This is a genomic window from Bremerella sp. JC817, from assembly GCF_040718835.1.
Lineage (GTDB): Bacteria > Planctomycetota > Planctomycetia > Pirellulales > Pirellulaceae > Bremerella.
In genome coordinates, this window is the sequence record NZ_JBFEFG010000280.1 from 35671 (window position 1) to 60731 (window position 25061).

Genomic DNA, 25061 nt, shown 5'->3' on the forward strand with positions numbered 1-25061 from the left:
TTGGATGGTCGGTATGGTGAAGATGCAGCCGGTCGCGTCGGAACCAGCCGCGGGTCGTTCCTTGCCAGCAGGGCTTCCGTAGACGAGCCCTGCCAGCCGCAGCCAAGGTCGCCTGTTACAGGCGACGCTTTTCGAGCTGCATGTTCAACCCAAGCCCTCGGATTTCGTTGGTCAACACGTCAAAGCTGGCGGGCGTACCGGCTTCCAAAGTGTTTTCACCTTTGACCATCGATTCGTAGATCTTCGTACGTCCTTCGACGTCGTCACTCTTCACAGTGAGCAGCTCTTGGAGGATGTAGGCAGCACCGTAGGCTTCCAGAGCCCACACTTCCATTTCCCCGAATCGCTGGCCACCGAATCGTGCCTTACCACCCAGAGGCTGCTGGGTAATAAGCGAGTAAGGACCCGTGCTACGAGCATGCACCTTGTCATCAACCAAGTGATGCAGCTTCAGCATGTAGATGTAACCAACGGTCGTTTCCTGGTTCAAGGCTTCGCCCGTTCGGCCATCGTGAAGGCGAGCCTTCCCGTGACGTGGCAGGCCTGCTTCTTCCAGGCAGTCGTTGATGATCTCTTCGGAAGCACCGTCGAACACAGGCGTGATGGCTTGGAAACCAAGCTTCGCACCGGCCCAACCCAAGTGGGTTTCCAGAATCTGCCCCACGTTCATACGCGAAGGCACGCCCAGCGGATTGAGCATGATCTGGATCGGCGTACCGTCTGGCAAAAACGGCATATCTTCCACCGGCAGGATCTTGGCGATCACACCCTTGTTACCGTGGCGACCGGCCATCTTGTCACCAACCGAGATCACTCGCTTGGTCGCAATGTAAACCTTAACCATCTGCAGAACACCGCTGCGAAGTTCATCACCTCGCTTCATGCTGTTCAGCTTGCGGTCACGTTGATCGATGGCGAGTTCAATCGCTGGCCACTTCGCAGCGTAAAGCTGACGAATGCTGGCGACACGATCTTCGCTCTTCAGTGGTTCCAGAATCTTGTAGAGACGGAACTGCTGAGCTTGTTCGGCGATGAACTTGGCGTCCTGATCACGAGTGATTGGAGTGCCATCTTCGTCGGTGACCGTCTTGCCGAGGATCTTCTCGACTTCACCGATGAACTCGGCGAACAGTTCGCTGATCGCGGCGTTGCCTTCGCTTTCGGCGTCCTTCAGGGTCTTTTCGAATGCCTTTCGTTCATCGTCCGAGAGGCTCATGCGGCGAGCAAACTTCTCGGCCTGAACGACGATGCCTTCGATACCTGATGGCACTTCCAGCGAGTCGTTCTTCACGTCTTCACCGGCACGACCGAAGATCGCGTGCAGCAGCTTTTCTTCCGGCGTCAGTTCGGTCTTGCTCTTCGGCGAGACCTTACCGACCAGAATGTCACCTGGCTTCACGTAAGTACCGACTTGAACAATACCGTTCTCGTCGAGGTTACGAAGCATCTTTTCTGAGACGTTCGGGATGTCCCGGGTGAAGTCTTCGCGGCCCAACTTCGTTTCGCGAATTTCGACGTCGAATTCTTCGATGTGAATCGAAGTATAGACGTCCTGCTTCACCAGCTCTTCGCTGATAATAATCGCGTCTTCATAGTTGTAACCGTCGAACGACATGAAGCCGACCAGCACGTTACGGCCCAGAGCCAACTGACCACCATGGGTCGCGGCACCATCGGCCAGCACGTCACCAGCGGTTATCTTCTGGCCCATCTTGACGACAGGATGCTGATTCAAGCAGGTACGTTCGTTCAAGCCGACGAACTTACGCAGATTGTAAACGTCTTCGGCATGTTCAGCGGCACCGCTGCGTTCGACGACCACCTTCAAGGCGTCGACATACTTGACCACACCGTCGTACTTGGCGCGAATGATCATGCTCGAGTTCATCGCCACGTCGCGTTCGACACCGGTACCGACAATCGGCGGTTCGGCGACCAACAGTGGCACAGCTTGACGCTGCATGTTGGAACCCATGAGAGCGCGGTTCGCGTCGTCATGTTCGAGGAATGGAATCAACGCTGCGGAAACACCCACCATCTGGCAAGGAGCCACGTCGATATATTCCACTTCCGTCGGAGCAACCAATTCAAAGTCGCTGCGATAACGAGCGATGATCAGGTCACCCAGCAGGGCGTCTTCATCGTCGGTTGGCGTATCGGCCGGAGCCACCAGGGCGTCCGATTCTTCATCAGCACGAAGCCAAACGAAACCCTTGGCAACCTTACCGTTGGTCACCTTACGGTACGGGGTGATCAAGAAGCCGTACTCGTCCACCGAAGAGTAGAGAGCCAGGCTGCTGATCAGACCGATGTTCGTACCTTCCGGTGTCTCAATCGGGCAGATGCGACCGTAGTGAGAGATGTGAACGTCGCGGACCTCGAAGCCAGCACGCTTACGATTCAAACCGCCTGGGCCGAGAGCCGACAGACGACGTTCGTGTGTGAGCATCGAGAGCGGGTTGGTCTGGTCGACCACCTGCGACAATTCGCCACGACCGAAGAAGTATTCGATGGCGGCCGAAATGCTCTTTGGGTTGACCAGGTTGCGAGGAGTCATGTCCTCGGCATCCTTCAGGCTCATTCGTTCCTGAACCGTACGACGCAGCTTCAGGAAGCCCTTTCGCATTTCGTCGCAAGCCAGCTCGTCGATCGTACGCAGACGACGATTGCCAAGATGGTCGATATCGTCGATACGAGCACGCTTGTCACCGGACGACAAGTTCAGGATGTAACGAATCGCTGCGATCAAGTCTTCTGGGCGGAGGGTCTGTTGACCTTCTTCCACGTCCAGGCCGAGCTTACGGTTCATACGGAAACGACCCACGCGACCGAGACGGTAGCGGTTTTCGTCGTAGAACTTCTCAGCGAACAGAGTCTTCGCCTTTTCCAGCTGCGGAGGGTTACCTGGTCGCAGACGCTGGTAGATGCGAAGCAGCGCTTCTTCGTGACTCGAAGTGTTGTCTTCGCCGAGCGCGTTGAAAATCAACGGCGTCTTGGGCGGTTCCATCACTTCGACTTCATCGATCCCGGCAGAGCAGATCAACTCGGCGATGTTGCGGCTGATCTTCTGGCCTGCTTCCAGAATGATTTCGCCAGCACGGTCGCTGCTGCTCGGGTAGATAATGTCGTCAACAGCGATCTTGTTCTCGATCTTCGAGACGCTGCGACCATCTTTGACCGACTCGATGGTCGATTCGTAGAAGGCGCGGATCACGTCGGCGTCGCTGCTGTATTCCGGCGACATGGCACGGAGCAGCGTCGTGGCGGCGAACTTACCGCTCTGGTCGATACGGACCGTGAGCGAGTCCTTCTTCGACACGTTCACTTCGATCCAGCTACCACGTTCCGGAATGACACGACAGCTTGGCAGCTTCTTGTCGGACGTGGTGTCTTGTTCTAGCACGAAGTCGACACCAGGGCTGCGGTGCAGCTGACTGACGACGACACGCTCGGCACCGTTGATGATGAACTCACCACCACCGAGCATGACGGGCAGATCGCCCAGGTAGACTTCTTCTTCGATCGGCTCTTCTTTGTTCAAGCGGAGCCAAATGCGGAATGGGCGACCATAGGTCAACCGCAGCTGCTTGCATTCCTCTGGCGTGTAGCGCGGCTTGCCCAGTTCATAACGGACGTAATCAAGTTGATTCTGTCCGTCGTAGCTCTGGATCGGGAAGATCTCGCGCAGGACACTTTCGATGCCCAGCTCTTGATCTCGCTCTTCCGCTTCCACCTCCGCTTGCAGGAAGTTTTTGTAGCTCAGGGTCTGAATTTTCGTCAGATCCGGCGGAGCCATATAAATCGATTGACTTCCGAACCGACGAACTTCAGTTGGTTCCAGCCGTCGTTGCGACGAGGTAGCCATAGGCGACGCGACTCCTTGGGCGGCAAATCAAAAAACAACATGCTCTCACGCCGAAACGACGCAGATCCGATACCAGGGTTCTAGCAAACGGTCCGAGACAAAAGGCGAGAAAGCATGAGCGATACGGGCGGACAGTAGAGGCTCAAGATCGAGTGCGCGAGCCGGTGCGCGCAGCTTACCCGCAGCAAGCTAGCACGCCCGCTGTTGCGGGCGCGCACTCTCACCTGATTCCCATCCATGCTGTCAAAAGAAAAAGAAGATCCAGAAGACTTCAAAATCACACCTCGCGACGTTGCCTCTTCAGTATAGGGGAGGCAACGCCGAAGTGAAAACAGGAAATCAGCGAAATACCAACGTCTTACTTGATTTCGACGACGGCACCAGCTTCCTCCAGTTCCTTCTTGACCTTCTCGGCATCTTCCTTCGAGACGCCTTCCTTGATCTTGCTCGGGACACCTTCAACCATGTCCTTGGCTTCCTTCAAGCCCAGACCGGTAATGCCACGAACAACCTTGATCACGCCGATTTTCTGAGCACCGAAGTCAGTCATGACGACGTCGAATTCGGTCTGCTCAACAGCGGCAGCGGCACCACCACCGTCGCCGGTAGGAGCCATCATGACACCACCACCAGCGGCGGCTTCGATACCGTGAGCGTCCTTCAGGTAATCACCCAGCTCAACGGCTTGCTTCAGGGTCAAACCAGCGATCTGATCGCCCAAACCCTTGATTTCTTCGGACACTTCAACGGTTGCAGTTGCTTCTTCGGACATTTCGGATCTTATCCTTTCAACACGATTTGCAGGGGAGGGATCCGCCTGCGCCAGGGAATACGGATGTTTTGTTAGTTAAGGAAACAATCGATCGGCAAAAGCCGTTCGACGTTTGCCAAGTGAAGGAGCTTAGCCTTCTTGATTTTCGCCAACCTGCTTGACCTGCGAGGCCAACTTGGCACCTGGACCCTTGATCTGGGCACCCAGGGTACGTCCAGGCCCCAGAATCTGACCCACCAGAAGCGAGAGCTGTTCAGCTCGATTGGGCCATTTGCTGATTGCCTTGACAGTGTCGGGCGTCAGGGATTCACCATCCATGACACCACCCTTGGCGGTGAAGCCCGGGAACTTGTCGTCGTCGTTCAGCTTGATGATTTCTTTCGCCAGGTCGACGAAGTCACCATCACCCCAAACGATCGCCGTGCTCCCTTCCATGGATTCGAAGGCCGGAGCGAGAGACGTGCCTTCGCAGGCCTTGGCTGCCAGCGTGCGACGCACGACCAACAGGCTCAGACCCTTTTCGCGGAGCTGCTTGCGAACCAGAAAGGTCTTGTCCGCATTCATCCCCACCACGTCGACTACCAGAAGGTCGTTCACCCCTTCCAGTCGTTTCGACAGATCGGAGATCACCAGGTTTTTCAGATACTTACTCATGGCTCTGGGCTTTAGTTATGTGTGTTTGCGTAACGCTTGATGTCAGGACCAATTAGAGAGCGACTTGAACCCCAGGGCTCATCGTGGCACTCAGATTGACGCTACGAACATAGGTGCCCTTCGCCGCTTGCGGCTTGAGGCCATTGATGTGATCCACAAAAGCGCGAATGTTGTCTTCGAGCTTATCGGCTTCGAAGCCGAGGCGACCGACGACCGCGTGCACGATACCCGTTGGGTCGTTGCGGAACTCGACCTTACCAGCCTTGTATTCTTTGACAACGCGAGCAACGTCTGGCGTAACCGTACCGGCACGCGGCGATGGCATCAAACCACGCGGACCGAGGACGCGGCCCAGAGGACCTACCAGGCCCATCATGTCTGGGGTAGCGATACAGACGTCGAAGTCGAGCCAACCATCTTTGATCTTCTTCGCCAGATCTTCGGCACCCACTTCGTCTGCACCGGCCTCTTTGGCAGTTGCGACGTTGTCACCCTTAGCGAAGACGACGACCCGCTGGATCTTGCCGATACCATGCGGCAGAACCAGAGCACCACGAACCAGCTGATCCGCCTGCTTCGGGTCGATACCCAAACGCATGGCAATTTCAACCGTCTGGTCAAACTTGGTGGTGTTGAACGACTTCAGCAGCACGATTGCGTCTTTGAGGGTCAAAGCGTCTGCTGGAACCTTTTCGAGAAGGGCTCGATATCGTTTGGATTGTGTAGGCATCGTCAATCGCCAATTTGTAGGGAGATAATGTTCGGGTTAGACAGATCGGAAACCTATTCCGCGACTTCCAGACCCATGCTGCGAGCCGTACCTTCAATCATACGGCGAGCATGATCCAGATCGCGGGCATTGAGGTCCGCCATCTTCTGATTGCAGATGTCGTCGATCTGCTCCTTGGTAACCTTGCCAACCTTTTTGGTGTTCGGCGTGCCACTTCCCTTGGCCAGGCCAGCAGCCTTCTTCAGCAATGCAGCGGCCGGTGGGCTCTTGCAGATGAACTCGAAGGTACGGTCGTTGTAGACGGTGACGACAACCGGAATCGGCATGCCATTGAATTCTCGAGTCTTATCGTTGAACTGCTGAACGAACTGACCGAGGTTCACACCGTAACGACCCAACGAGGTACCAACCGGAGGAGCCGGAGTGGCCTGACCGCCGGGGACCTGAAACTTCGCTTGACCTACTTGTTCCCGTGCCATTTTGCTGTTTCCCGTGCCGCAGTTGATTGCTAGAACCAACTGCCACCGAATGCTGTGAAAACTGTCTGCTTATAAAACAAAGGCCCCGAGGCTCGTTCTCTGTCTTCCGCCGGCGAAGGGGAGTTAGAAGAATCGACCACCGGTGCAACGCGTGGCGTGGACTAAACTGGCTCCATTTGCCAGTGTTCCATCTCCACAGGCGTTGTGCGGCCGAAAATATTAATCATGACCGTGACTCGGCCATTGGTGTTGTCGATCACCTCGACATCCCCTTCGAAGTTCTCGAAGGTTCCTTCAGTGATGCGAACATGGTCGCCAATCTTGAAGCGAATGTTCGTCTTGACTTCTTCCTGCTCACCTTCATCAGGCTTGCGCGTCTTCTTGACGATGCGATCCACTTCGTGCGGCAACATGGGAACGGGCTTGCCGCCTGCTCCGGTGAAATCACCAATGCCGCCGGTCTCGCGAACCAGGAACCACGTTTCGTCGTTGATTGCCATGTGCACGACGATGTAGCCTGGGTAGAGCTTCTGCTTGGTGACTTTTTTCTTGCCGTTCTTGTATTCCACCAGGTCCTCGGTGGGCACAAGAATCTCGCCAAAGTACCCCTCGAGTCCGGCCATCTTGACGCGGCGAATCAGGTTGGTGCAGATCGACTTTTCGCGATTGCTCTGAACCTTGAGGATGTACCATTCCTTTTGAGCCTCATCCGCGGGCTCGATTTCTTCTTCGGTCACTTCTTCAATCGGGCCGCGATTCTTGCCTGTCTTCCTGGCGACGGGAGCCGGCTTTTCCTCAGCTGGTTCCTCTTCCGCAGAAGGCTCTTCGGCCTCGGAAGCGACTTCCTCCGACGACTCCTCCTCGAACGGCGCAGACTCTTCGACAGCTTCTTCCGGAGTCGTTACTTCCTCCGATTGAGCTTCTGCGTCCACAGGGGCCCCTTGTTCAGGGTCCTTTTCGGGATCGAACGAGTTGTCAGGAGCATTTGCCACGAAACTTAACCTTAACCAGCCCGGGGACTGGACCATCGAAAGTGACGTGCACCGCATAATTCGTGCGGTGCTTCATCTGGCCAACGACCAACTAGGTGCCGACGGTTCCTGGATCTGGCGGAATCAGCCGGATCGTTTTGAACAGCGTGATCCACGCCAGGTCAAAAGCAAACAGCAACACGGCCAGGATGAAGATCAACGAGATAACCACGATGACACTTCGCCACAGCTCAGCCTTGGAAGGCCAAGTAACCTTAGTCATTTCGGCTTCGACGTTAATCAAAAAGTTGGCAAACGTCGGCCAGTTAATCAATCGGTATGCAATCCAAAAACCAATGGCGCCAAGTGCCCCTGGGATCACCCAGTGCAACTTCATCGAAGTCAGATCAGCATACGAACCGAGCCACTGATACAGCTGGTAAGCAGCGATCGCAATGAGCACCCAAATCGCAATCAGGGTAGCCTGGCGGGCAATTCTACCTTGATTCCGCTTGAACCGTCCCGTCTGCACCATCTCGCTGAGCAGGGAAGGGGAACTAGCGGTCTTCTCCTTGGCCATGGTCACTCTCAGTCTTTGGCGTTCCTGCCGCGGCGACGTCGCTGGTGTTTATCTTCCAGGATGACTTTACCGGTGCGACTCGCCCAACAAGTTTGGTAACACCAACGAAAAAGCAGGGGCGGAGGGAATCGAACTCTCAACATCTGGATTTGGAATCCAGCGCTCTGCCAATTGAGCTACGCCCCTAGCAGCATCGCCGGACACAGGAAACCTGGCCCGGCGAAGCTTGAATATCAACAATGCTTACGCGGTGATCTTGGTAACGACGCCGGAACCGACGGTCTTACCACCTTCACGAATAGCGAAGCGAACGCCTTCAAACATGGCGATTGGCTTGTGCAGTTCGACTTCGATCTTGACGTTGTCGCCCGGCATGCACATTTCAGCACCAACCAGGTTGGCGGTACCGGTGACGTCGGTCGTTCGGAAGTAGAACTGTGGACGGTAACCACTGAAGAACGGTGTGTGACGACCGCCTTCTTCCTTGCTCAAGCAGTAGATTTCTGCCTCGAACTTGGTGTGTGGGTTAACCGAACCTGGCTTGGCCAGAACCTGACCACGCGAGATGTCTTCACGCTTGACACCACGGAGGAGGCAACCGACGTTGTCGCCAGCGTAGCCTTCCTGCATGACCTTGTTGAACATTTCAACGCCGGTGACGGTGGTCTTGGTCGGCTTTTCGGTCAGACCGAGAATTTCGACTTCTTCACCAACCTTCACAACGCCGCGTTCGATACGGCCAGTCGCCACGGTACCACGACCTTCGATCGAGAACACGTCTTCGATAGCCATCAGGAATGGCTTGTCGGTTTCACGAGTAGGTTCCGGGATGTAGCTGTCGAGAGCTTCCACCAGTTCGGTGATGCACTTCGAAGCTTCTGGGTCGGCTGGATTGTTGTAAGCGGCCAGCGAGTTACCACGAACGACTGGGCAATCGTCGCCAGGGAAGTCGTTCTTGCTCAGCAGTTCACGAACTTCCAACTCAACCAGGTCCAACAACTCTTCGTCGTCGACCAGGTCGCACTTGTTCAGGTAAACCACGACGTAAGGCACACCGACCTGGCGAGCCAGCAGCACGTGTTCCTTGGTCTGTGGCATCGGACCGTCAGCAGCCGAAACCACCAGAATTGCACCGTCCATCTGGGCGGCACCGGTGATCATGTTCTTCACAAAGTCAGCGTGACCGGGGCAGTCAATGTGTGCATAGTGACGAATCGGCGATTCGTACTCGACGTGAGCCACAGCGATGGTAACGGTCTTCGTTTCGTCACGAACGGTACCACCCTTGGCGATTTCGGAGTACGCCTTCATCTTGGCCAGACCCTTAGCAGCCTGAACTGCGAGGATCGCACCGGTGGTGGTCGTTTTACCGTGGTCGATGTGACCGATGGTGCCAACGTTGACGTGAGGTTTAGATCGTTCAAATACGTCCTTGGCCATTTTCTATGTCTTTCTTACCCCAGTTAAACCGTGAAAAATTGGGATCTGTTTAAAACGAAAATCAAGGTGCCGTGAAGAGCTGCTGATGGGACTTGAACCCATGACCTCTTCCTTACCAAGGAAGTGCTCTACCACTGAGCTACAGCAGCCGAAAAACCGTAGAAGCACGAATGGGGAGTCTGCTTCTGTATCTTTTTTGCCGGCTACTCGCTTCCGAGCCGCCCAAACGGACAACCCAGATTTCCGAAACACAAAACCTACTCGAATCGGTTCGATCCGATCGAATGCTTCGCGTTGACCCCGAATTTCGGTGATCGCTGCGAAGCGGGTGAAGGGAATCGAACCCTCGTCTTCAGCTTGGAAGGCTGTTGCTCTACCATTGAGCTACACCCGCAACCTTCCTAGGCCTTGCTGTCTTCTCTTCCAATAAAGCCCAGGATTTCAATTCAGTGGGGGGTACAGGATTCGAACCTGTGAAGGCATTGCCAACAGATTTACAGTCTGTCCCCTTTGACCGCTCGGGAAACCCCCCAACATATCCGACTTCGTGACTGCCGAGCCGTGGCTGGGAAAGTCGTTGAATCCGGCAAATCGTCAATCCAAATTCAGCCCAAAATCATGCTGAACAAGCTAGCGGAGGGAATTGAACCCACAACCTGCTGATTACAAATCAGCTGCTCTGCCAATTGAGCTACGCTAGCCCACTACCTGGGCTTTATGGAAAACCAATAACTATAACGAGTCCGAGCTTCCCCGCAAGCCAGGATGGCCTGGGCAAGGACAAAAATCGACCAAAATCCCAGACATGGTTCCAGACACCGAGGAAAACAGCATGTTCGCGGGAATGCCGCGGCTGTTTTTGGGCCCGTTACAGACTGCGTGTGACAACCTTAATGATGGTCAATTGGTAACGCAGATTCGTGGGATTCTCGTACATTGTGGGCACCACGTCCATGGGCTGTCCGGGCTTTTCCTCGCAGAACCTCAAAGACTGGCAATTTAGGCCAACTTTGCGCCCGCACAGGAACGAGGCAGCCGCCTGGTGGATCTGCCTCTTTTTCAGGGAATCGATGCCTCCGAACGAGTGGCAGGTGTGATTTTTCGTGACATCAGAAAAAAGTCTCGGCCATCAAGCCGTTTGCAGCCAAAGGCTTGAATAGCCCTGGCCAAACTGAGGCCATGGGGTCGGCACCTTCTTTGCGTCGGTCGAGCAGCAACCTCACCTTGCTCGCTCCCGGTTTTCGCCCGGCTGATCAAGCCGGTCCCTTCCACATGCCATCCACCTAAGGGTCAGGAACTTGCCATGAGAAAAGAGGCTGCCCGTCGACGCCTTGGCTTCACGCTCGTGGAGCTGCTGGTTGTGATCGCGATTGTTGGTGTTCTGATCGCGCTGCTCTTGCCCGCCGTTCAACAGGCACGCGAAGCGGCCCGGCGGATGCAATGCTCGAACAACTTGAAGCAACTCGGCCTCGCACTTCACAACTTCCACAGCACCTACAACGAACTACCGATGGGCAATAATGCCCACTTCAACTGGAAAGTGCGAATTCTACCGTTCATCGAGCAAAGCGTCGTCTACGATCAACTCGACCTAAGCGGCAGCAGCCAAAGCTTCGATGGCCGTTACTTTCCGACGAACCAAATCCTCTACCAGGTAAGCGTTTCAGGCTTGGTCTGCCCTTCGAGCCCTTTTCCCGATCGCAATCCCGCGATGACTTACTCCGGCACCAGCCCCGACTGGTCGCAAGTCCATGACTACGTCGGCATCTCAGGCGCCTACCCTGACCCGCAAGCGAGAACTAGCGTCTGCACGGCGGTAAACGCGGTTCAATCAGGCACGCACTGCGAAAATGGAACCTTCATCAACTTCAAAAGCCGACGCCTCGCGCACCTGACCGATGGCACCTCAAACACGTTCGTTGTTGCTGAGCAATCGGGGCAGGTCGACGGCATCGAGAAGAGCGCCAACGCCCTCGGAGGATGGTGCGGACTTCGCACAAATACGGTGACCACCAGCTCCGGCTCGAATGTCTGGAACGATTCGACGCCGATCAGCGAAATCACCTACAGCAGTGGCTACACCCAGGGCACGGCAACCTTTCGCTATCCGATTAATAGCTCGTGGTTCTCGGGAGCTCCTTCCGGCGCGAATTCCTGGTTCGACGTCAACACGATCCTGAATTCGTATCACCCAGGTGGGATCGAGATGCTCGTAGGCGATGGCTCGGTCCGCTTTGTCCCAGAGACTGCCGACATGGAGTCGCTTCGGCGGGCATTCACCGTTGACGATGGCCTGGTGATTGCCGGCCTGACGAACTAGCGTTCCCTTGCAATTCTTCGTCCACTAGAAGTGTTCCAATGCCGAGGGTTTTCGATGCCAATCGATCTGCCATCTTTGCGACAAAGTGCACTGTTACCGATGTTTTCGATACTTCTCAGCATCATTGCAGGCTGCAGCCAACAACCACGCGGACATTTGCAGCGAGTCGATGTGACCGCTAAGGTCACCCTGGATGGCCAACCGCTGAATGGCGTCTTGATTGACTTCACCGATCGCCAAACTGGTGAAGCATATGGAGGCACGCTTGATGCCGAGGGATGCCTGAGCCTGAAAGGAGTAGCAGTCGGAATCTACACGATCACACTGCAACCAGCGTCAGGCGATCCTGTCCCAGAAGGGAGGCAAAAAGAAGCTCGACCACGAAGCACGCTTGCCCGCCAATTCCTCTCACCACAAACCAGCCCATTGGCAGCAAAAGTGACGGCTGACGAAAATCACTTTACCTACGAGCTGCGAGAAGTCTTGGCCAGAAATTAGCCTGGGCTACAATCCGAATTGATACAAAAAAAGCCAGAGACCGAGGTCTCTGGCTTTCTGCATGACGGGGGGCTATCCCCAGGAGTGAGGCTTGGCTCAATTGGTCTCAGGCAGATCAAAGTTGTAATCCCGAGCGGCCGTCTTCAACTTGTTGAGGGCACGGGCTTCGATCTGGCGGATGCGTTCCTTGGTCACACCCAGTTCTTCACCAACTTCTTTCAAGGTCTGTGGCTCACGCGAGTGATCCAGGCCGAAGCGACGAATGATGATCTTCTGCTCGCGTTCGTCCAGGCGATGCAAGATCTTATCGATCTGGCGTTCACGCTGCTGCTGAGCCATTTCCTGTTCGTACTGATCGCTACGTTCGTCGACTCGCGTGGTGAAGTATTCATCCAAACTCGTACGATAACGATCGCGATGACGGAACTCGACCGGAATGGTTCGGGCAAAGTTCTTCATGATCGCCCAGCTACAGTAAGTGCTGAACTTGTTACCACGCGAGTAGTCGAACTTCTCGGCGGCACGAATCAGCGACATGTTTCCGTCCGAAACCAACTCGAAGAAGTCTTCGGTGGCCCCGACGTGACGCTTCGCAATCGAAACGACCAATCGCAGGTTCGATTGAACGATCAGGTTCTTCACATCGCTGGCTTGATCATAAAGCTGTTCGATCGCGTCCATATCACTCGACTTTGGACGCTGTGGGTCGAGCACTTCACGAATCTTCAATGCCTTGAACTTCAGGAAGTTGAACTTACGGAACAGGTGATATTCCTGCTCACGGGTCAACAGAGGCATTTCGTACAGCGAAGCCAGGTAGGTTGGCAAACCAGATGGAACGCGAACCTTTCGGGCTGGCTTTTCGTGTTCTGGCATCGAGCCCAGGATCTCTTCTTCCAACTCCGGCTTTTCAAAGTCGTCGTTGTAGATGCAATCCAGCGGCAGTTCTTCGATGTGGCGATAACGGATTTCGTTGATCACACGGTAGATCGAAGCGCGGGTACGACCATGTTTTTCAGCCAATCGGTCCACCGAGACACCATGACGATATTCGCCGTAGATGATCTGCTTGGCCGATTCGGTCAGCGGGCCGGTACCACGAGGGAAGACAGCTTCCTTCGGTTGCTCGTCGTCGTGATGCTTCAAGGTGTAACGAATCGTTTCCACGCTTCGTCCCATCTTGGCAGCCACACGCTTGGCAACCTCGGAAGGCGTTCCGCCGGCGTTGGCCAAACGGCGAGCCCGATCGATGATTTCCAGCTTTTCCGCTTCGGTCAGCTGGCTGAAATGTCGACCACGTTCGATACGATCTGGATTATCCTTCACGAAGCGTTCGACGCTGCTGCGGAGGAAACCAACGCGTTTACGGCCGTCGAACAGGAACTTGCGGCTAACGAGCCCCTGCTTACGCCAACGCGAGATCGTTTTCGTCGAGACGTTAAAGCGATCGCTCAACTGCTCGACGGTCAACACTTCTTCCGGCACGGAGTCGACCGAGACATCGGCCGCGTCCGAAAGATCTTCGACCATCAGGCGGAGATCTTCCGCAGCCGACTTGCCTGGCAAAAGCGAGCCAACGTTCGGCTGTTCAGGTCGAAAATCAGTCAACCGGTAATAAATGTAGTCCACCGGGTACTGCTTCCCCGGCTCAATCTCGGAGATCAGTTTCTCCGCACGATTCGCCTGGTCCAGTTTACGGTCCCGTGGAGCATATTTGATTTGTTGGTCGCGCAACTGTCGCAGCGCAACGTTTTGATATCCCTTGTTCATGTTGTCCCTCACTCAGTGATCAACAACATCCGTCCGGTTTTCCCTGCGAGTTCCGATCGCCCAGACGATGTTTAACTTGGAGAGGGCTTCCCGTCCCGGGAAACCTTCACTCAAGCAACGGGACAGCTACCTGTCCGGAGACAAGCGCCTCTTTCTGTCAGATGCTTGAAAAGTCTAGCGGTCGCAAACAATCGAATGAAAGATCAACTATTAGCTTGCGAACCAACCTTCACTATAGACTTATACGTGGAAATGACCCCGTTGGTTGCTCATTTGTTCATGCTTTTTTAAAAATCCACCGTAGTGGGGGCCCTAAAGGCGGGTTCTAGGTCGTCGTAAGTTATTACCCTAGAACTGATTGCGAATAGCGTGCCAAAGGAACTGGATAACCACGACCTCGTAGGCACTTGTTCCAGGAATGTCAAATTCCTTTCTGGCCCAACCAAAACCGCAGGGACAAGATTCGTTCAACATGCTTTCCGGGATTGACGATTCTTCCGTATATAGCGATTTCGCTTTAATACGAGAGACCTCAATACCCAGGCCGACACATGTTTTTCGATGCTACCCGGGCATTCTTCGTTACGAAGAACGGCGAAAACTTGACTTCCCGCAACTGGATCGTAGTCGGAACGATGTTTTTGTCGCTGTGGGCTACTTCACCGAGCTGGGCTGCCGATAGCTGGCAGTTGACCGAGCAGATGGAGGGAAAAACTCGGCGAATCAAGACTGAGTTGAAGGTCGAAGGCACCATGCGGATCAATCCCGACGGAAAAAAGGTCCGCCAATACCCGATGTCACTCAATGGAAAATACGTCGCCGTCGAGCGGGTACTCAGCCCCACGACGGCGGTTCGTTATTACGAAGAGGCAACCGCTGAGTCGACCGCTAACAAAAAGCCGATTACCGACACGTTGCCCACCGTCAAACGCCTGATCGCTGTCGATACGACGGGAGATCAGCCAATTTTGTTCAATCCGGAATATACCCTCAGCCGGACCGAACTCGATTTGATCAACGTTCCGGGCAATCCCGCCGTGCTGTCCAAGCTGCTGCCAGCATTGCCGGTCAAAATCAATCAATCGTGGTCGCCTGACAACCAGACTTTAGCCCAAGTCCTGGGCATCGATGCCGTGAATAGCCACGAAGTCGCGGCAACCCTCACTGAAGTTGATGGAAATGGCTTGGCGAAGATCTCGCTGTCCGGCAAAGTCTCTGGGGCGATCCAAGGGGTTGCGACCGAAATCGAATTGAAAGGCCGGTTAAACGTCGATACCCGCCACAAGGCCATCACCTGGTTCGCGGCGTCGATCCAGGAAGACCGCAGCATCGGTCACGCAATTCCGGGTTTCGAGACCACTGCGGTTGTCCGCACGCAGATCGAAAACGCCGAGCCCGTGTCGCAGCTGAACGACGCCTCGATCGGCAAGCTGCAACTGGCCGCCAACGATGGCAACGAGATGCTTTCGTTCGATGGCGAAGAAGCAGGCTTCCGCGTGCTGCACCCTCGCGACTGGTTCGCCATGGCCGAAACCGCCAAACAAACCGTGTTCCGCATGGTAGGTGACGGTGAATTGATCGCCCAGGCCAACGTCAACCGACTGACGAACCTGAAGGCGGGCGAGCAGATGACGCTCGAAGGCTTCGAGGCAGAAGTGAAGAAGGCCCTGAAGGAACGTCTCGGCCAGGTCGTCGATGCTTCGCAGACCGTCAACTCGCAAGGTCTTCGCGAACTACGGGTGACCGCCGTCGGTACAGCCAACGCAATGCCGATCACTTGGATCTACTACCTGGTTTCGGACGACGCCGGCAATCGTTACTCGACCGTCTTCACCTTCGAGACCCAACTGGCCGAGAAGTTTGGCCAGGCCGATCGCTCGTTCATGAGCGGCTTCGATCTGATTGAAACCAAGCAGCCAACGGTTGCCGCTACGGAAGATGCGGACGAAGATGACGCTCCGCAGTTGATCCAGGCCGACGCCAGTCCCGTCGAGCAGCGTTGACCTGCGGCCCAATTGCGTACAATTGGAGCTGACCTGCTTTGATTGCTCATCGATGACAAAGGCCTAGCTGTGATTGTACGCCCCTATCGGTCACCCACCGGGGACTCGATGCTGTTTCTGATTCCCCAGTCGATCCACGCCGCTCTCTCGGGCGACCTGGCATCGCATTGGGGTAATGGCTCGGTGCCTTCTCTGATTCACCCGGAAGTTGTCTGGCCAGCCATCTTTCATCATGACGATGGCTGGATGACGACCGACCGCTCGCCACCGATCAATCCCGAAACGAAGCGGCCTCTTACGTTTCTCGATACGCCCACGGACCTTGCACACGAGATCTGGACCAAGTCGATCGAAGGGGCGGCACGCATCAGTCCGTTCGCGCAGTACCTGATTGCCGAACACTTCATGTCGCTGCGAGAGCATAGCCACGCCGCCGACACACCCGCCGGCCAGAAATTCGTCCACAAGTACGAAGAGCTGTGCGATACCTGGCGCGACAATTGGGAATCGCGTCATCCGCTGTGCAACGATCAGGAAGTGAAGCTGGCGATCGAGCAATTGCGATTCTTCGACTGGTTCAGCTTGTGGCTTTGCCTGGATGAACGGACAGAGCCACACACCTTTGAGGAAACACCGGCGCACCGACCGCTGACCATTACACCTCAGCCGGAAGACACCATGCAGGTCGATCCATGGCCGTGGAACACCGACCACATGCACGTGGCGGTCGGCGGCTACCTGGTGCCGGATCGCGACTACGAAGACACCGACGATCTGCTGCTGGAGATGAACGACTGGTGCCGGATGGAGTGGCTATTTGTGCCGGCCACCTAACTGACCGACACACCAAAGACCCAACCGATCAGCGACGTCGCTACCAAGGCAACGATTCCCCAGAACGCGACGCGGACAGCTCCTTTCAGCATGGAAGCCCCGCCCACCGCGGCCGACATCGCCCCGAGACCTGTCAGGCTGAGCACCGTGGTGATCGAAACCAGAATCACACTCAGCGAACGGGGAGCCAGCGCGGCAACGGCCACTGGCAAAGCTGCTCCGATACTGAAGGATAAGGCCGAAGCCCAGGCGGCCTGAAGCGGTCGAGCAACGAACTGCTCGGTGATCCCCAGTTCATCACGCAGATGAGCCTTCAAGGCGTCTTTCTCCATCAACTGCGAAGCGACCTGGCGGGCAAGCTCCGGCTCGAGGCCTCGTTCCACATAGATTCCCGTCAGTTCGTGGAGCTCCCCTTCCGGATCGCTGGCCAACTCGGCCGTTTCGAGCTCGGTATCGGCCTTTTCGGTGTCGGCCTGGGAACTGACCGAGACGTATTCGCCCGCCGCCATCGACATGGCCCCTGAAGTAAGACCGGCCAGCCCGGCCAAGACAATCTGCGAGTAGCCTGCGTCGGCTGCGGCAACGCCCACGATCAGACTTCCGACCGAGAGGATACCGTCGTTGGCCCCCAAGACGGCGGCTCGCAGCCAACCGATATGTTCCGAGCGATGCAGTTCTCGATGCGGCCTGCGAATCATGTCTCTACCTTTTCGCTTTGGTGAAAGGATCTTCGGCCGACCTGGCCATCGCTACTTCTGCGGTTGCATGAGATTCCCGAGGGCCTCTTCCCAATTCTCCGCACCGATCACCGGCAAGGCGAACTGAAACGCTTCGTCTTCGCCTGCTGTGCCAGCCGCCTGAAACACTTCGTACATCTTACGTTTCAGATCAGGCGTGCAAATGTGCCCCGGCTTGTTGGTCCACAGCCCGAGGTTCAAACCACCTTCCTCGGCATGGTCGGTATGGCGATGCAGCATGAAGGCGTCGATCCCGGACAAGCGATCCACCTTTTTATACGCCAAGGCATAGGCCGCCGCTTGCTCCAGTTCGCCATCAGGGCGCGAAAGATCGCAGTGAAAACCTTGCTCCGACAAGATCACGCGGCGCGGCTGGCCTTCCCACTGCAGTGGCTCTCGCTGCAAGTAGTCGGTCAGGACCTGCAGATTGCGAAAGGTAATCACCGGAGTCTCGGCGTGGTGCAGGGAATGCCGGGTATCCAACCAGAACCGAGGATTGGGAAGCGGTTCCGGGTACGGATGATAGGCGACATGCCAATCGTAGTCGCCTTGCTGGCGGGCAGCAGCCGCGAATCGGTCGAGGAACTCTCGGCCTGCCATGCACTGCTGCGGACTACCTGCCGCGTAACGAAGGTTCCAGCAATGATCCATCGAAATGTAAACGCGAGCATGCTCGGAAAACTTCCGCACTGCTTGATGGATGATGCGTACCGCTTTCTCGTATTGGTCGATTACCGCTTCTGGTTCAGCCGGCCCCATGTTGGCCCAGAACCAGTGACTGTTCACTTCGTTACCGCAGATATAGCCCCAGACTCGCCCGTGGCCTGAGTCACTGCTGTAGCGGTTCGCCAAGAACTCGATGCAGGCCTGCAGGGCTTCCTTCCCTTCGTCAGTCGTCATCTGGAACATCCCGATCGGCCCTGTCGTCGGGTCACCGGAGGCGTAATCGGGATGCAGCATCAAACGATCACGGTCGGCATCGCCTGACACGTATGTCAGCAGGATCAGGGTGACGACAATGTTGCGATCGCTGAGCGGCTTGACCCGAGCATCGATCCCGGCGACCTGGCCCGGCGAGAAGGCAAACCGATGGCCATTTACTTCCCAGGTCGGACCACCTTCTTTGCCCGTCGGATCGATCAACCGCGTCAGGTCGACATTGAGCGCCGCGTGTTGAACTCCGAGCGCGACTGCGTCTTCGATCATCTGGACCTGTAGGCCCTTCTTATTGGGCGTAACCGGGAAAGGATCGGCATTCGGCTGCTCGGCCATCGCCAGACAACTCCAGACGAACATACCAGTCAACGCACCACAGAAAGCAAATCGCATTGCAGGCATCTACCACGGTCAGGAAGGTTGAGTGAGGCGGGAAGGGGAGGGGCGATCGGCGATGGCAACGCATGCCAAACGTGATCGGGTGTATGTCTATCATAAGCCCGCCACGAATCGATCCCAATCCTAGACCAGGGGGGATCATTCACGAGTTTGTCCCGCCTGCAGGAACGCTCGCCAGTTGGCTTGAACTTCAGAACGAAGGTGGGTCGTATTGCGCAACGCAAACCCGATCCATTCCCTACCTCCTGCTAAGGATGCCTCCTGAACGGAGTGATTTGTCGTTAATTCCCGCACAATCGACGCATTCGGTTTCACTGGCTTGCGGACATCCTACTCTCGTTCGCTCTCTTTTTGGCGATCCGACTCGATGCCCAGCCTCGTTGCTTCCGATCAACGCTGTATGAGCTACGTTTTCGGACCGATTCTCGCGGCGAAGCTCGAGAAGTCTCCCAGCGAAATCGCATGTTGAACGTCCCCCAAGTGAAGGAATTGAACTAATGGCAGCTGATGCCCAGCCAAGCACCACCGATGAAAAGCCGCTGAACCTTTGGCTTCTGGCTGTGCTGGGTGTCTTCACGGGCGTGATCGCCGGCGTGGGTGCCTGGGGCTTCCGGATGGTGATTGGCCTCGTTCACAACGTTCTGTTCCTGGGACAGTTCGCATTTGAATACGACGCGAACCTTCACACAGCCCCAAGCCCTTTTGGCTGGGCGATCATTTTCGTCCCGGTCATCGGGGCGCTGATCGTTGCGTGGCTCGTCGGAAACTTCGCTCCTGAAGCGAAGGGGCATGGCGTGCCAGAAGTGATGGACGCGATCTACTATCACGACGGCATCATCCGCCCTCGAGTCGCCGCCGTGAAAGCGTTGGCCTCGGCCTTTTCGATCGGCAGTGGTGCCGCAGTGGGTCGCGAAGGCCCGATTATTCAAATCGGCTCGGCATTCGGTTCGACCGTGGGTCAATTGATCCGCATGTCGTCGCACGACCGCATCACCTTAATCGCCGCAGGCTCGGGCGCTGGCATCGCGGCCACCTTCAACGCTCCGCTCGGGGGCGTGGTGTTCGCGATCGAGCTTTTGCTGACCGCCATTTCCGCGCGAACGCTGATGGTTGTTTCCGCCGCGACGGTGACCGCCACGTATATCTCGCAGCGGCTGATTGGCGTCGATCCGAGCTTCAACATTCCTGCACTTGAACAACCGGTCTTTCAGCTCGACCGACCAGAAGTCTTGCTGCTGTTCATTCCGCTGGGTGTGATCGTCGGCTTTTTGTCGGTGGTGTTCATCCGAGGGATCTACGGGATGGAAGACATCTTTGAACGCATCCCTGGCAACTACTACACGCGGCATGCCCTCGGCATGATCTGCGTGGGCGTGATGATGTACATCCTGCTGCGAACGACCGGGCACTATTACATCCAAGGGGTCGGCTACGCGTCGATTATGGATGTGCTGCAAGGCGTGCTCACCAATCCTTCGCTGTTACTCTTGCTGCTGGTCCTGAAGCTGTTGGCGACGAGCCTCAGTCTTGGATCTGGGGCATCGGGCGGTGTGTTTTCGCCAGCCTTGTTTGTGGGTGCCACCGGCGGGGCTGCCTTCGGTCACCTTTGCATGGCCATGTTCCCAGGCCTGGAACTCGACCTGGCGACCTTCGCGATCGCCGGTATGGCGGCTTCGATTGCCGGATCCACAGGAGCGATGCTGACCGGGATCATCATGATCTCCGAGATGACCCAAGACTCGACCGTCGTACTTCCGTTGATTCTGGCGGTCTCGGTTGCCAGTGCGATTCGCCGGGGTGTGATGCGCGAAAGCGTCTACACGATGAAACTGATTCACCGCGGGCACATCGTCACGGAAGGTCTTCAGTCACCGTTTTTGGGAATGCGATGGGCAGGCGATGTGATGGCCTGGAACTTCGCGGTTCAAGGCGAAGGTGCGGTCGTACCTAAGGGAAGCACGCAAACTATCCTGGTCGAGAAAGATGGCCAGGTCGTCGATATCTATCAGCCAGCCTCGCAGTTGGAGCCAGGGCAATCCCCGGAGACGACGCGTTACATCACGATCTGCGAGCGAGATGACCTGCCGACTGTCCTGCACGCGATGGATACCGCCGAGTCCGACATTGCATTGGTCTCGCGAAACCCGACCGCTCCGACCGCCAGCGATGTGATCGGTGTGTTGACCCGGTCGCGACTGATGATGGTCCTGCAGCAGCAAAAGAAACTGCTTTAGATCGAGCCAGGCCACAAAAAAAGCCCTGACCGATTGGCCAGGGCTTTTTCTTGTACGTGAGCGAAGGCTCGCGAGAGACGACTACTTCTTGCCGTCTTCTTCTTTGACCTTCTTCTTCTTCTTCATCGAGATCTTGATGACGCGGGTCTTCGGCAGACCGATCGGCGAAGTCGATTCTTCGTCGAAGGTTCCCTTAGCCTTCATCTGGGCGATACGTTCCGACCGCTTCAACACACTGCGGGTCGAGATACCGCCCCGCTTCACTTTCAGGCTCTTATCGATGGTCACGGAAACTCTCCTGATTTATGCGTATCTGGCGGCCAACATGGACTCCGCCGAGTGGTAAATCGCTTTAACGATCGTTTTCTACCGAGGGGAAACGCACCATGATACCAGAGCCCCCACAAGCGTCAAGCCGTAACAATCCCGCCCAATGGGCTGTTTTTACGCGTCAAGACGCTTGATTCGCTGCAGAGCGTCGACGAGCTCTCGCGCGGTCTGCGGGCGGTTACGAGGCTCGCGATCGATGCACTGCATGATCAGAGCCCCCAAGTCGGGATTCAGCTTAGGACGAAGCTGGAAGATGTCGGTCGGTGGGACCGTATCGTGCGACAAGGCATCGCGGCCGGTCCCTTCGACCATTGCCCATGGAAGTTCGTAAGCAATTAAACGATAACCAGTTACGCCCAACGAGAAGATATCGACCCGTTGGTCCGTCGGGCGACGCCGGACGATCTCGGGGGCCATGTAGTTCGGGGTCCCGGTGCGATTGCCAGGGGCCATGAACTCAGGCTTGGCAGGCAGCGTTAAACCGAAGTCGATCAACTTGCACGAGCGGCAATCGGGGGCCGCAATGAAGTTTCGAGGGCAAATATCGCGATGGATATAGCCCGCTTCGTGGACACACGCCAGGGCATCGGCCATTTGCCGCAAAAGAACGAGCTGCTTCCCTTCCAGCATCGGATCGCGGTCGACGATCAGCGAATTAAGCCCTTTGCCATCCAGGTACTCCATCAGGACGTACTGCTGACCGGTGGTCACCAGCCCGTGTTCGATCGTGCGGACAATACAAGGATGGATGAGGGACATCGCGATTTCCCCTTCTTTTGGGCGAGTCAGCCCAGCAAAACGGGAATCGAAGAACTGCTGCTTCTCGAGATCGAGTAGCTTCAAACCAAGCGTGCGACCGGTCGAGTGCTCGCGAACCTTGTAGAACTCGCTCATCGTGCCGGAGACCGCCTCTTTCAGGATCTCGAAACGAGAAGCAATATCCAGCTTGGCCTGGCTGGCGAAGAGAGAGGTGAACTTCTTAAGCAGGTTCATGAGAGAGGGGGACTCACGCGTGAGGGGCAAACTTGAACAGGTATTTCAAATTTAGGCCCCTGAACGGATCCCGCCTTCAAAATCAGCGCACGGGGAGCCGATTTCGTTGCCGAAGGGATGATTTTTAGGTTGTCTGTTCCGGTGCCTCTACCCCCCACTTTAAGCTGGCATGCAAGTCGAGACAAGCGGCTCTCGCTGGAAGAGCCGCTGGCGGGGGCAGAAGGAACAGCAACTATTTACCGCAATAGTCGATCGAGCGGGCGATTTCGAGCTTTAGCTTGTTACGAGGAACAATGCGATCCACGAAACCATGTTCCTGCAGGAACTCGCTGGTCTGGAAGCCGTCTGGCAGGTCGATGCGGATGGTCGCCTTGATCGTACGTGGACCGGCAAAGCCAACCAGGGCCTGCGGTTCGGCGAAGATCAAGTCACCCAGGGAAGCAAAGCTAGCCGCAACGCCACCCATGGTTGGATTGGTGAGCACGGAGATGAACAAGCCGCCCGCTTCGTGGAACTTCGCCAGAGCAGCCGTCGTCTTGGCCATCTGCATCAGGGAGTAAATCCCTTCGTGCATACGAGCACCACCGCCGGAACCACTGATGATGATCAGCGGCAGATCCTGGGCCGTGGCTCGTTCGATCAGTCGAGTTAGCTTCTCGCCGACAACGCTTCCCATGCTACCCATGATGAAGGCACTGTCGGTCACGCCGATTGCCACGCGGCGGGCACGGATCATACCGCAGCCGGTGATGGCGGCATCACGAAGCCCGGTCCGGCGCTGCTCCGAGACAATTCGTTCGGCATATGCCTTTTTGTCTTTGAAGCCGAGCGGGTCGAGCGAAGTGAGATCAGCATCCCATTCTTCAAAGGTGCCGGTATCGAGGACCTGTTCCAGACGCTGCTGGGCCGAGATGGTCCAGTGATAATCGCATTCAGGGCAGACGCTGAGCATTTGCTCGGCCTGCTTGCGGAAGATCACGGCCTGACAGCCGGGGCATCGTTGCCATAGGCCTTCAGGCACACCACGTTTCTTTGGCTTACCAGATTCATCAGCTTGAGAAACGAGATCCGGTGATACGGATGCCATATTCGGGTCCTCGACGAGGGGAGTAGTCGGAGAGGTTGCTTCCTCGGTCTTCGCTGCGTTCTTGCCCTGCTTAGACTTTGGAGACGACTGCGTTTTTTTCATACTGGATCAATTCCCACCATCCACATCGACGTTCGGCCTGCCACAAATCACCGAAGTCGGTTTGCAGGATCTCGCTGCGAATGATGGATGCCAGAGGTTCTGGGGCAACGACGATCACGGTGCCGTCCCCTTTTTGATGCTTTTTCCATATCTTGTCTAAGGCGTTCTGGACACGCAAGCGCACCTCGCCCAAAGTCTCCCCTTGGGGGGGACAGACCGCCTCTGGGTTTTCCTGCCACAGTCGATAGACCGTCGGCTGGTTTTGCTTGACCTCGGTGATCAGCTTTCCCTGCCAGAGACCGGCATTCAGATTCGCCAGAGAGTCCATCTGGCGTACTTTCTTACCCAGCGTCTTGGCAAACGCTTCCGCCGTCTGCATGCAGGCCTGACAGGGCCCACAATAGATTGCTTCGATTTGAATGGCTTGGAGCTGCTCTACCATCTCCGAAGCCTGACGGGTTCCTTCTTCGGTCAAAGGAACCGCCAAACGACTACGAATACGACCTTGGAAATCGTATTCAGTTTGGCCAGGACGAACAAGCACTATACGCAACATGGCAAGCTGTTCTCAATTAGTTCGAAACTTGGGCAGTGCGATAGAGCTCGTCGATCGCAGCACCGTAATCCGATTGATTGAAAATCGCTGATCCTATTACTAGAAGATCGGCCCCTGCTTCGGTACAAGCCTGAACGGTTTCCAGGTTCACGCCGCCATCTACCTCCAACAGGAGTTCCGGTGGGGCCACTTCTCGCAAGGTTTTAAGCTTCTCTAAGGCCACAGGGTTAAACGCCTGCCCGCCGAACCCTGCGTTAACACTCATGATTAGTATCAAGTCTGCCTTGTCAACGAAAGGCAGAACTCTCTCGACCGGGATATCGGGGTTGATGGTCACGCCAGCACCACATCCCAGGCTTTTGATCTCTTCGAGAATCTTGCCGGTATCGCTGCCAGCAGCCTCCTCATGAATCGTAATAATATCCGCGCCCGCCTCGTAGAACTGTCGGATATATCGTTCCGGATTCTCGATCATCAAATGGACATCGAGCGGAAGTTCTGTCAACTTGCGAAACGCAGCGACAATGGGCATTCCGTAAGTCAAATTGGGGACGAAATTTCCATCCATCACGTCCAAATGAAGTGCTTGCACGCCAGCGGCTTCCAGCTTCTCTACCTCACCGCGCATATCGCTAAAGTCAGACGACAGCACTGATGGCAAGATGACTGGGGCTTGTTGGCGAAGTCGTGCAAGATGCGAACGACGGGACATGCCAGACCTTGAGTCGGGGGGATGAACACTTCGGCGGCAGCAAGCGACATCGCTTGAGC

General features: G+C 56.0%; 21 protein-coding genes and 5 tRNA genes. 5 read left to right on the top strand and 21 right to left on the bottom strand.

The genetic code is table 11. From position 1 onward, the window contains the following. Positions 1–115: 115 nt before the first annotated feature. The 13 genes from rpoB to AB1L30_RS18420 form a co-directional block, all read right to left on the bottom strand. On the bottom strand, positions 116–3865 hold the full coding sequence (gene rpoB / locus AB1L30_RS18360; RefSeq protein WP_367014846.1) for a DNA-directed RNA polymerase subunit beta: 3750 nt from the start codon (positions 3863–3865) through the stop codon (positions 116–118). A 358-nt stretch (positions 3866–4223) separates the two neighbouring features. Next, positions 4224–4637: a 50S ribosomal protein L7/L12 gene (rplL, locus tag AB1L30_RS18365; RefSeq protein WP_367014847.1), complete on the bottom strand. Its 414-nt coding sequence runs from the start codon at positions 4635–4637 to the stop codon at positions 4224–4226. A 129-nt stretch (positions 4638–4766) separates the two neighbouring features. Then, positions 4767–5291, bottom strand: a complete 525-nt coding sequence (gene rplJ / locus AB1L30_RS18370; protein WP_345090692.1) for a 50S ribosomal protein L10 — start codon at positions 5289–5291, stop codon at positions 4767–4769. Between the two features lie 52 nt (positions 5292–5343). Further along, complete coding sequence (gene rplA / locus AB1L30_RS18375) at positions 5344–6021, bottom strand: 50S ribosomal protein L1 (protein ID WP_367014848.1); 678 nt, start codon at positions 6019–6021, stop codon at positions 5344–5346. 53 nt (positions 6022–6074) lie between these two features. Further along, positions 6075–6500 carry a 50S ribosomal protein L11 gene (gene rplK / locus AB1L30_RS18380; protein WP_367014849.1) on the bottom strand — a complete coding sequence of 142 codons (426 nt, stop codon included), beginning with the start codon at positions 6498–6500 and terminating at the stop codon, positions 6075–6077. 161 nt (positions 6501–6661) lie between these two features. Continuing rightward, positions 6662–7492, bottom strand: coding sequence for a transcription termination/antitermination protein NusG (gene nusG / locus AB1L30_RS18385; RefSeq protein ID WP_367014850.1), 831 nt, complete (start codon positions 7490–7492; stop codon positions 6662–6664). 91 nt (positions 7493–7583) lie between these two features. Beyond that, positions 7584–8051: a preprotein translocase subunit SecE gene (secE, locus tag AB1L30_RS18390; RefSeq protein ID WP_367014851.1), complete on the bottom strand. Its 468-nt coding sequence runs from the start codon at positions 8049–8051 to the stop codon at positions 7584–7586. A gap of 113 nt (positions 8052–8164) precedes the next feature. Continuing rightward, a tRNA-Trp gene (locus tag AB1L30_RS18395) sits at positions 8165–8237 on the bottom strand. A gap of 57 nt (positions 8238–8294) precedes the next feature. Continuing rightward, positions 8295–9491, bottom strand: a complete 1197-nt coding sequence (gene tuf, locus AB1L30_RS18400) for an elongation factor Tu (protein WP_345090678.1) — start codon at positions 9489–9491, stop codon at positions 8295–8297. A 77-nt stretch (positions 9492–9568) separates the two neighbouring features. Then, positions 9569–9640: transfer RNA gene (locus AB1L30_RS18405), tRNA-Thr, on the bottom strand. Positions 9641–9814: 174 nt separating this feature from the next. Beyond that, positions 9815–9885: transfer RNA gene (locus AB1L30_RS18410), tRNA-Gly, on the bottom strand. A 56-nt stretch (positions 9886–9941) separates the two neighbouring features. Beyond that, positions 9942–10023: transfer RNA gene (locus AB1L30_RS18415), tRNA-Tyr, on the bottom strand. Positions 10024–10119: 96 nt separating this feature from the next. Further along, positions 10120–10192 (bottom strand) — tRNA-Thr (locus AB1L30_RS18420). 602 nt (positions 10193–10794) lie between these two features. Between AB1L30_RS18420 and AB1L30_RS18425 the strand changes: the two genes are divergently transcribed. Then, positions 10795–11811, top strand: coding sequence for a DUF1559 domain-containing protein (locus tag AB1L30_RS18425; RefSeq protein ID WP_367014852.1), 1017 nt, complete (start codon positions 10795–10797; stop codon positions 11809–11811). A 99-nt stretch (positions 11812–11910) separates the two neighbouring features. Continuing rightward, the gene (locus AB1L30_RS18430; protein ID WP_367014853.1) at positions 11911–12309 is read left to right on the top strand and encodes a hypothetical protein; all 399 of its coding nucleotides are present in this window, start codon (positions 11911–11913) and stop codon (positions 12307–12309) included. A 96-nt stretch (positions 12310–12405) separates the two neighbouring features. On the opposite strand, the gene AB1L30_RS18435 is transcribed toward AB1L30_RS18430, so the two are convergent. Next, positions 12406–14079: a sigma-70 family RNA polymerase sigma factor gene (locus AB1L30_RS18435; protein WP_345090669.1), complete on the bottom strand. Its 1674-nt coding sequence runs from the start codon at positions 14077–14079 to the stop codon at positions 12406–12408. 551 nt (positions 14080–14630) lie between these two features. Here AB1L30_RS18435 and AB1L30_RS18440 point away from each other — a divergent pair. Then, positions 14631–16082 carry a hypothetical protein gene (locus tag AB1L30_RS18440; RefSeq protein WP_367014854.1) on the top strand — a complete coding sequence of 484 codons (1452 nt, stop codon included), beginning with the start codon at positions 14631–14633 and terminating at the stop codon, positions 16080–16082. Positions 16083–16190: 108 nt separating this feature from the next. Next, entirely contained in the window at positions 16191–16916 is a 726-nt protein-coding gene (locus tag AB1L30_RS18445; protein ID WP_367014855.1) for a DUF3891 family protein, read from the top strand. Here the strand turns inward: AB1L30_RS18445 and AB1L30_RS18450 are convergent. Together AB1L30_RS18450 and AB1L30_RS18455 are read right to left on the bottom strand one after the other, a co-directional pair. Then, complete coding sequence (locus AB1L30_RS18450) at positions 16913–17614, bottom strand: VIT family protein (RefSeq protein WP_367014856.1); 702 nt, start codon at positions 17612–17614, stop codon at positions 16913–16915. The genes AB1L30_RS18445 and AB1L30_RS18450 overlap by 4 nt on opposite strands. A 51-nt stretch (positions 17615–17665) precedes the next feature. Further along, the gene (locus AB1L30_RS18455; protein ID WP_367014857.1) at positions 17666–18982 is read right to left on the bottom strand and encodes a DUF5722 domain-containing protein; all 1317 of its coding nucleotides are present in this window, start codon (positions 18980–18982) and stop codon (positions 17666–17668) included. Positions 18983–19485: 503 nt separating this feature from the next. Between AB1L30_RS18455 and AB1L30_RS18460 the strand changes: the two genes are divergently transcribed. After that, positions 19486–21222 carry a chloride channel protein gene (locus AB1L30_RS18460; protein ID WP_367014858.1) on the top strand — a complete coding sequence of 579 codons (1737 nt, stop codon included), beginning with the start codon at positions 19486–19488 and terminating at the stop codon, positions 21220–21222. 81 nt (positions 21223–21303) lie between these two features. On the opposite strand, the gene AB1L30_RS18465 is transcribed toward AB1L30_RS18460, so the two are convergent. The 5 genes from AB1L30_RS18465 to rpe all read right to left on the bottom strand — a co-directional run bounded on the left by AB1L30_RS18465 (position 21304) and on the right by rpe (position 25002). Next, on the bottom strand, positions 21304–21510 hold the full coding sequence (locus AB1L30_RS18465; protein WP_345090651.1) for a small basic protein: 207 nt from the start codon (positions 21508–21510) through the stop codon (positions 21304–21306). Between the two features lie 156 nt (positions 21511–21666). Beyond that, positions 21667–22545, bottom strand: a complete 879-nt coding sequence (locus AB1L30_RS18470) for a serine/threonine-protein kinase (protein ID WP_367014859.1) — start codon at positions 22543–22545, stop codon at positions 21667–21669. Between the two features lie 232 nt (positions 22546–22777). Further along, the gene (accD, locus tag AB1L30_RS18475; RefSeq protein ID WP_367014860.1) at positions 22778–23632 is read right to left on the bottom strand and encodes an acetyl-CoA carboxylase, carboxyltransferase subunit beta; all 855 of its coding nucleotides are present in this window, start codon (positions 23630–23632) and stop codon (positions 22778–22780) included. Between the two features lie 70 nt (positions 23633–23702). Further along, entirely contained in the window at positions 23703–24290 is a 588-nt protein-coding gene (locus AB1L30_RS18480; protein ID WP_367014861.1) for a histidine phosphatase family protein, read from the bottom strand. A gap of 16 nt (positions 24291–24306) precedes the next feature. Next, positions 24307–25002 carry a ribulose-phosphate 3-epimerase gene (gene rpe / locus AB1L30_RS18485; RefSeq protein ID WP_345090639.1) on the bottom strand — a complete coding sequence of 232 codons (696 nt, stop codon included), beginning with the start codon at positions 25000–25002 and terminating at the stop codon, positions 24307–24309. Positions 25003–25061 lie beyond the last annotated feature (59 nt).

Bases quoted from the DNA above. Each gene is read 5' to 3' on its own strand.
- rpoB (WP_367014846.1), bottom strand. From the start codon at position 3,865: ATGGCTACCTCGTCGCAACGACGGCTGGAACCAACTGAAGTTCGTCGG.
- rplL (WP_367014847.1), bottom strand. From the start codon at position 4,637: ATGTCCGAAGAAGCAACTGCAACCGTTGAAGTGTCCGAAGAAATCAAG.
- rplJ (WP_345090692.1), bottom strand. From the start codon at position 5,291: ATGAGTAAGTATCTGAAAAACCTGGTGATCTCCGATCTGTCGAAACGA.
- rplA (WP_367014848.1), bottom strand. From the start codon at position 6,021: ATGCCTACACAATCCAAACGATATCGAGCCCTTCTCGAAAAGGTTCCA.
- rplK (WP_367014849.1), bottom strand. From the start codon at position 6,500: ATGGCACGGGAACAAGTAGGTCAAGCGAAGTTTCAGGTCCCCGGCGGT.
- secE (WP_367014851.1), bottom strand. From the start codon at position 8,051: ATGGCCAAGGAGAAGACCGCTAGTTCCCCTTCCCTGCTCAGCGAGATG.
- tuf (WP_345090678.1), bottom strand. From the start codon at position 9,491: ATGGCCAAGGACGTATTTGAACGATCTAAACCTCACGTCAACGTTGGC.
- AB1L30_RS18425 (WP_367014852.1), top strand. From the start codon at position 10,795: ATGAGAAAAGAGGCTGCCCGTCGACGCCTTGGCTTCACGCTCGTGGAG.
- AB1L30_RS18430 (WP_367014853.1), top strand. From the start codon at position 11,911: ATGTTTTCGATACTTCTCAGCATCATTGCAGGCTGCAGCCAACAACCA.
- AB1L30_RS18435 (WP_345090669.1), bottom strand. From the start codon at position 14,079: ATGAACAAGGGATATCAAAACGTTGCGCTGCGACAGTTGCGCGACCAA.
- AB1L30_RS18440 (WP_367014854.1), top strand. From the start codon at position 14,631: ATGTTTTTCGATGCTACCCGGGCATTCTTCGTTACGAAGAACGGCGAA.
- AB1L30_RS18445 (WP_367014855.1), top strand. From the start codon at position 16,191: ATGCTGTTTCTGATTCCCCAGTCGATCCACGCCGCTCTCTCGGGCGAC.
- AB1L30_RS18450 (WP_367014856.1), bottom strand. From the start codon at position 17,614: ATGATTCGCAGGCCGCATCGAGAACTGCATCGCTCGGAACATATCGGT.
- AB1L30_RS18455 (WP_367014857.1), bottom strand. From the start codon at position 18,982: ATGCGATTTGCTTTCTGTGGTGCGTTGACTGGTATGTTCGTCTGGAGT.
- AB1L30_RS18460 (WP_367014858.1), top strand. From the start codon at position 19,486: ATGGCAGCTGATGCCCAGCCAAGCACCACCGATGAAAAGCCGCTGAAC.
- AB1L30_RS18470 (WP_367014859.1), bottom strand. From the start codon at position 22,545: ATGAACCTGCTTAAGAAGTTCACCTCTCTCTTCGCCAGCCAGGCCAAG.
- accD (WP_367014860.1), bottom strand. From the start codon at position 23,632: ATGGCATCCGTATCACCGGATCTCGTTTCTCAAGCTGATGAATCTGGT.
- AB1L30_RS18480 (WP_367014861.1), bottom strand. From the start codon at position 24,290: ATGTTGCGTATAGTGCTTGTTCGTCCTGGCCAAACTGAATACGATTTC.
- rpe (WP_345090639.1), bottom strand. From the start codon at position 25,002: ATGTCCCGTCGTTCGCATCTTGCACGACTTCGCCAACAAGCCCCAGTC.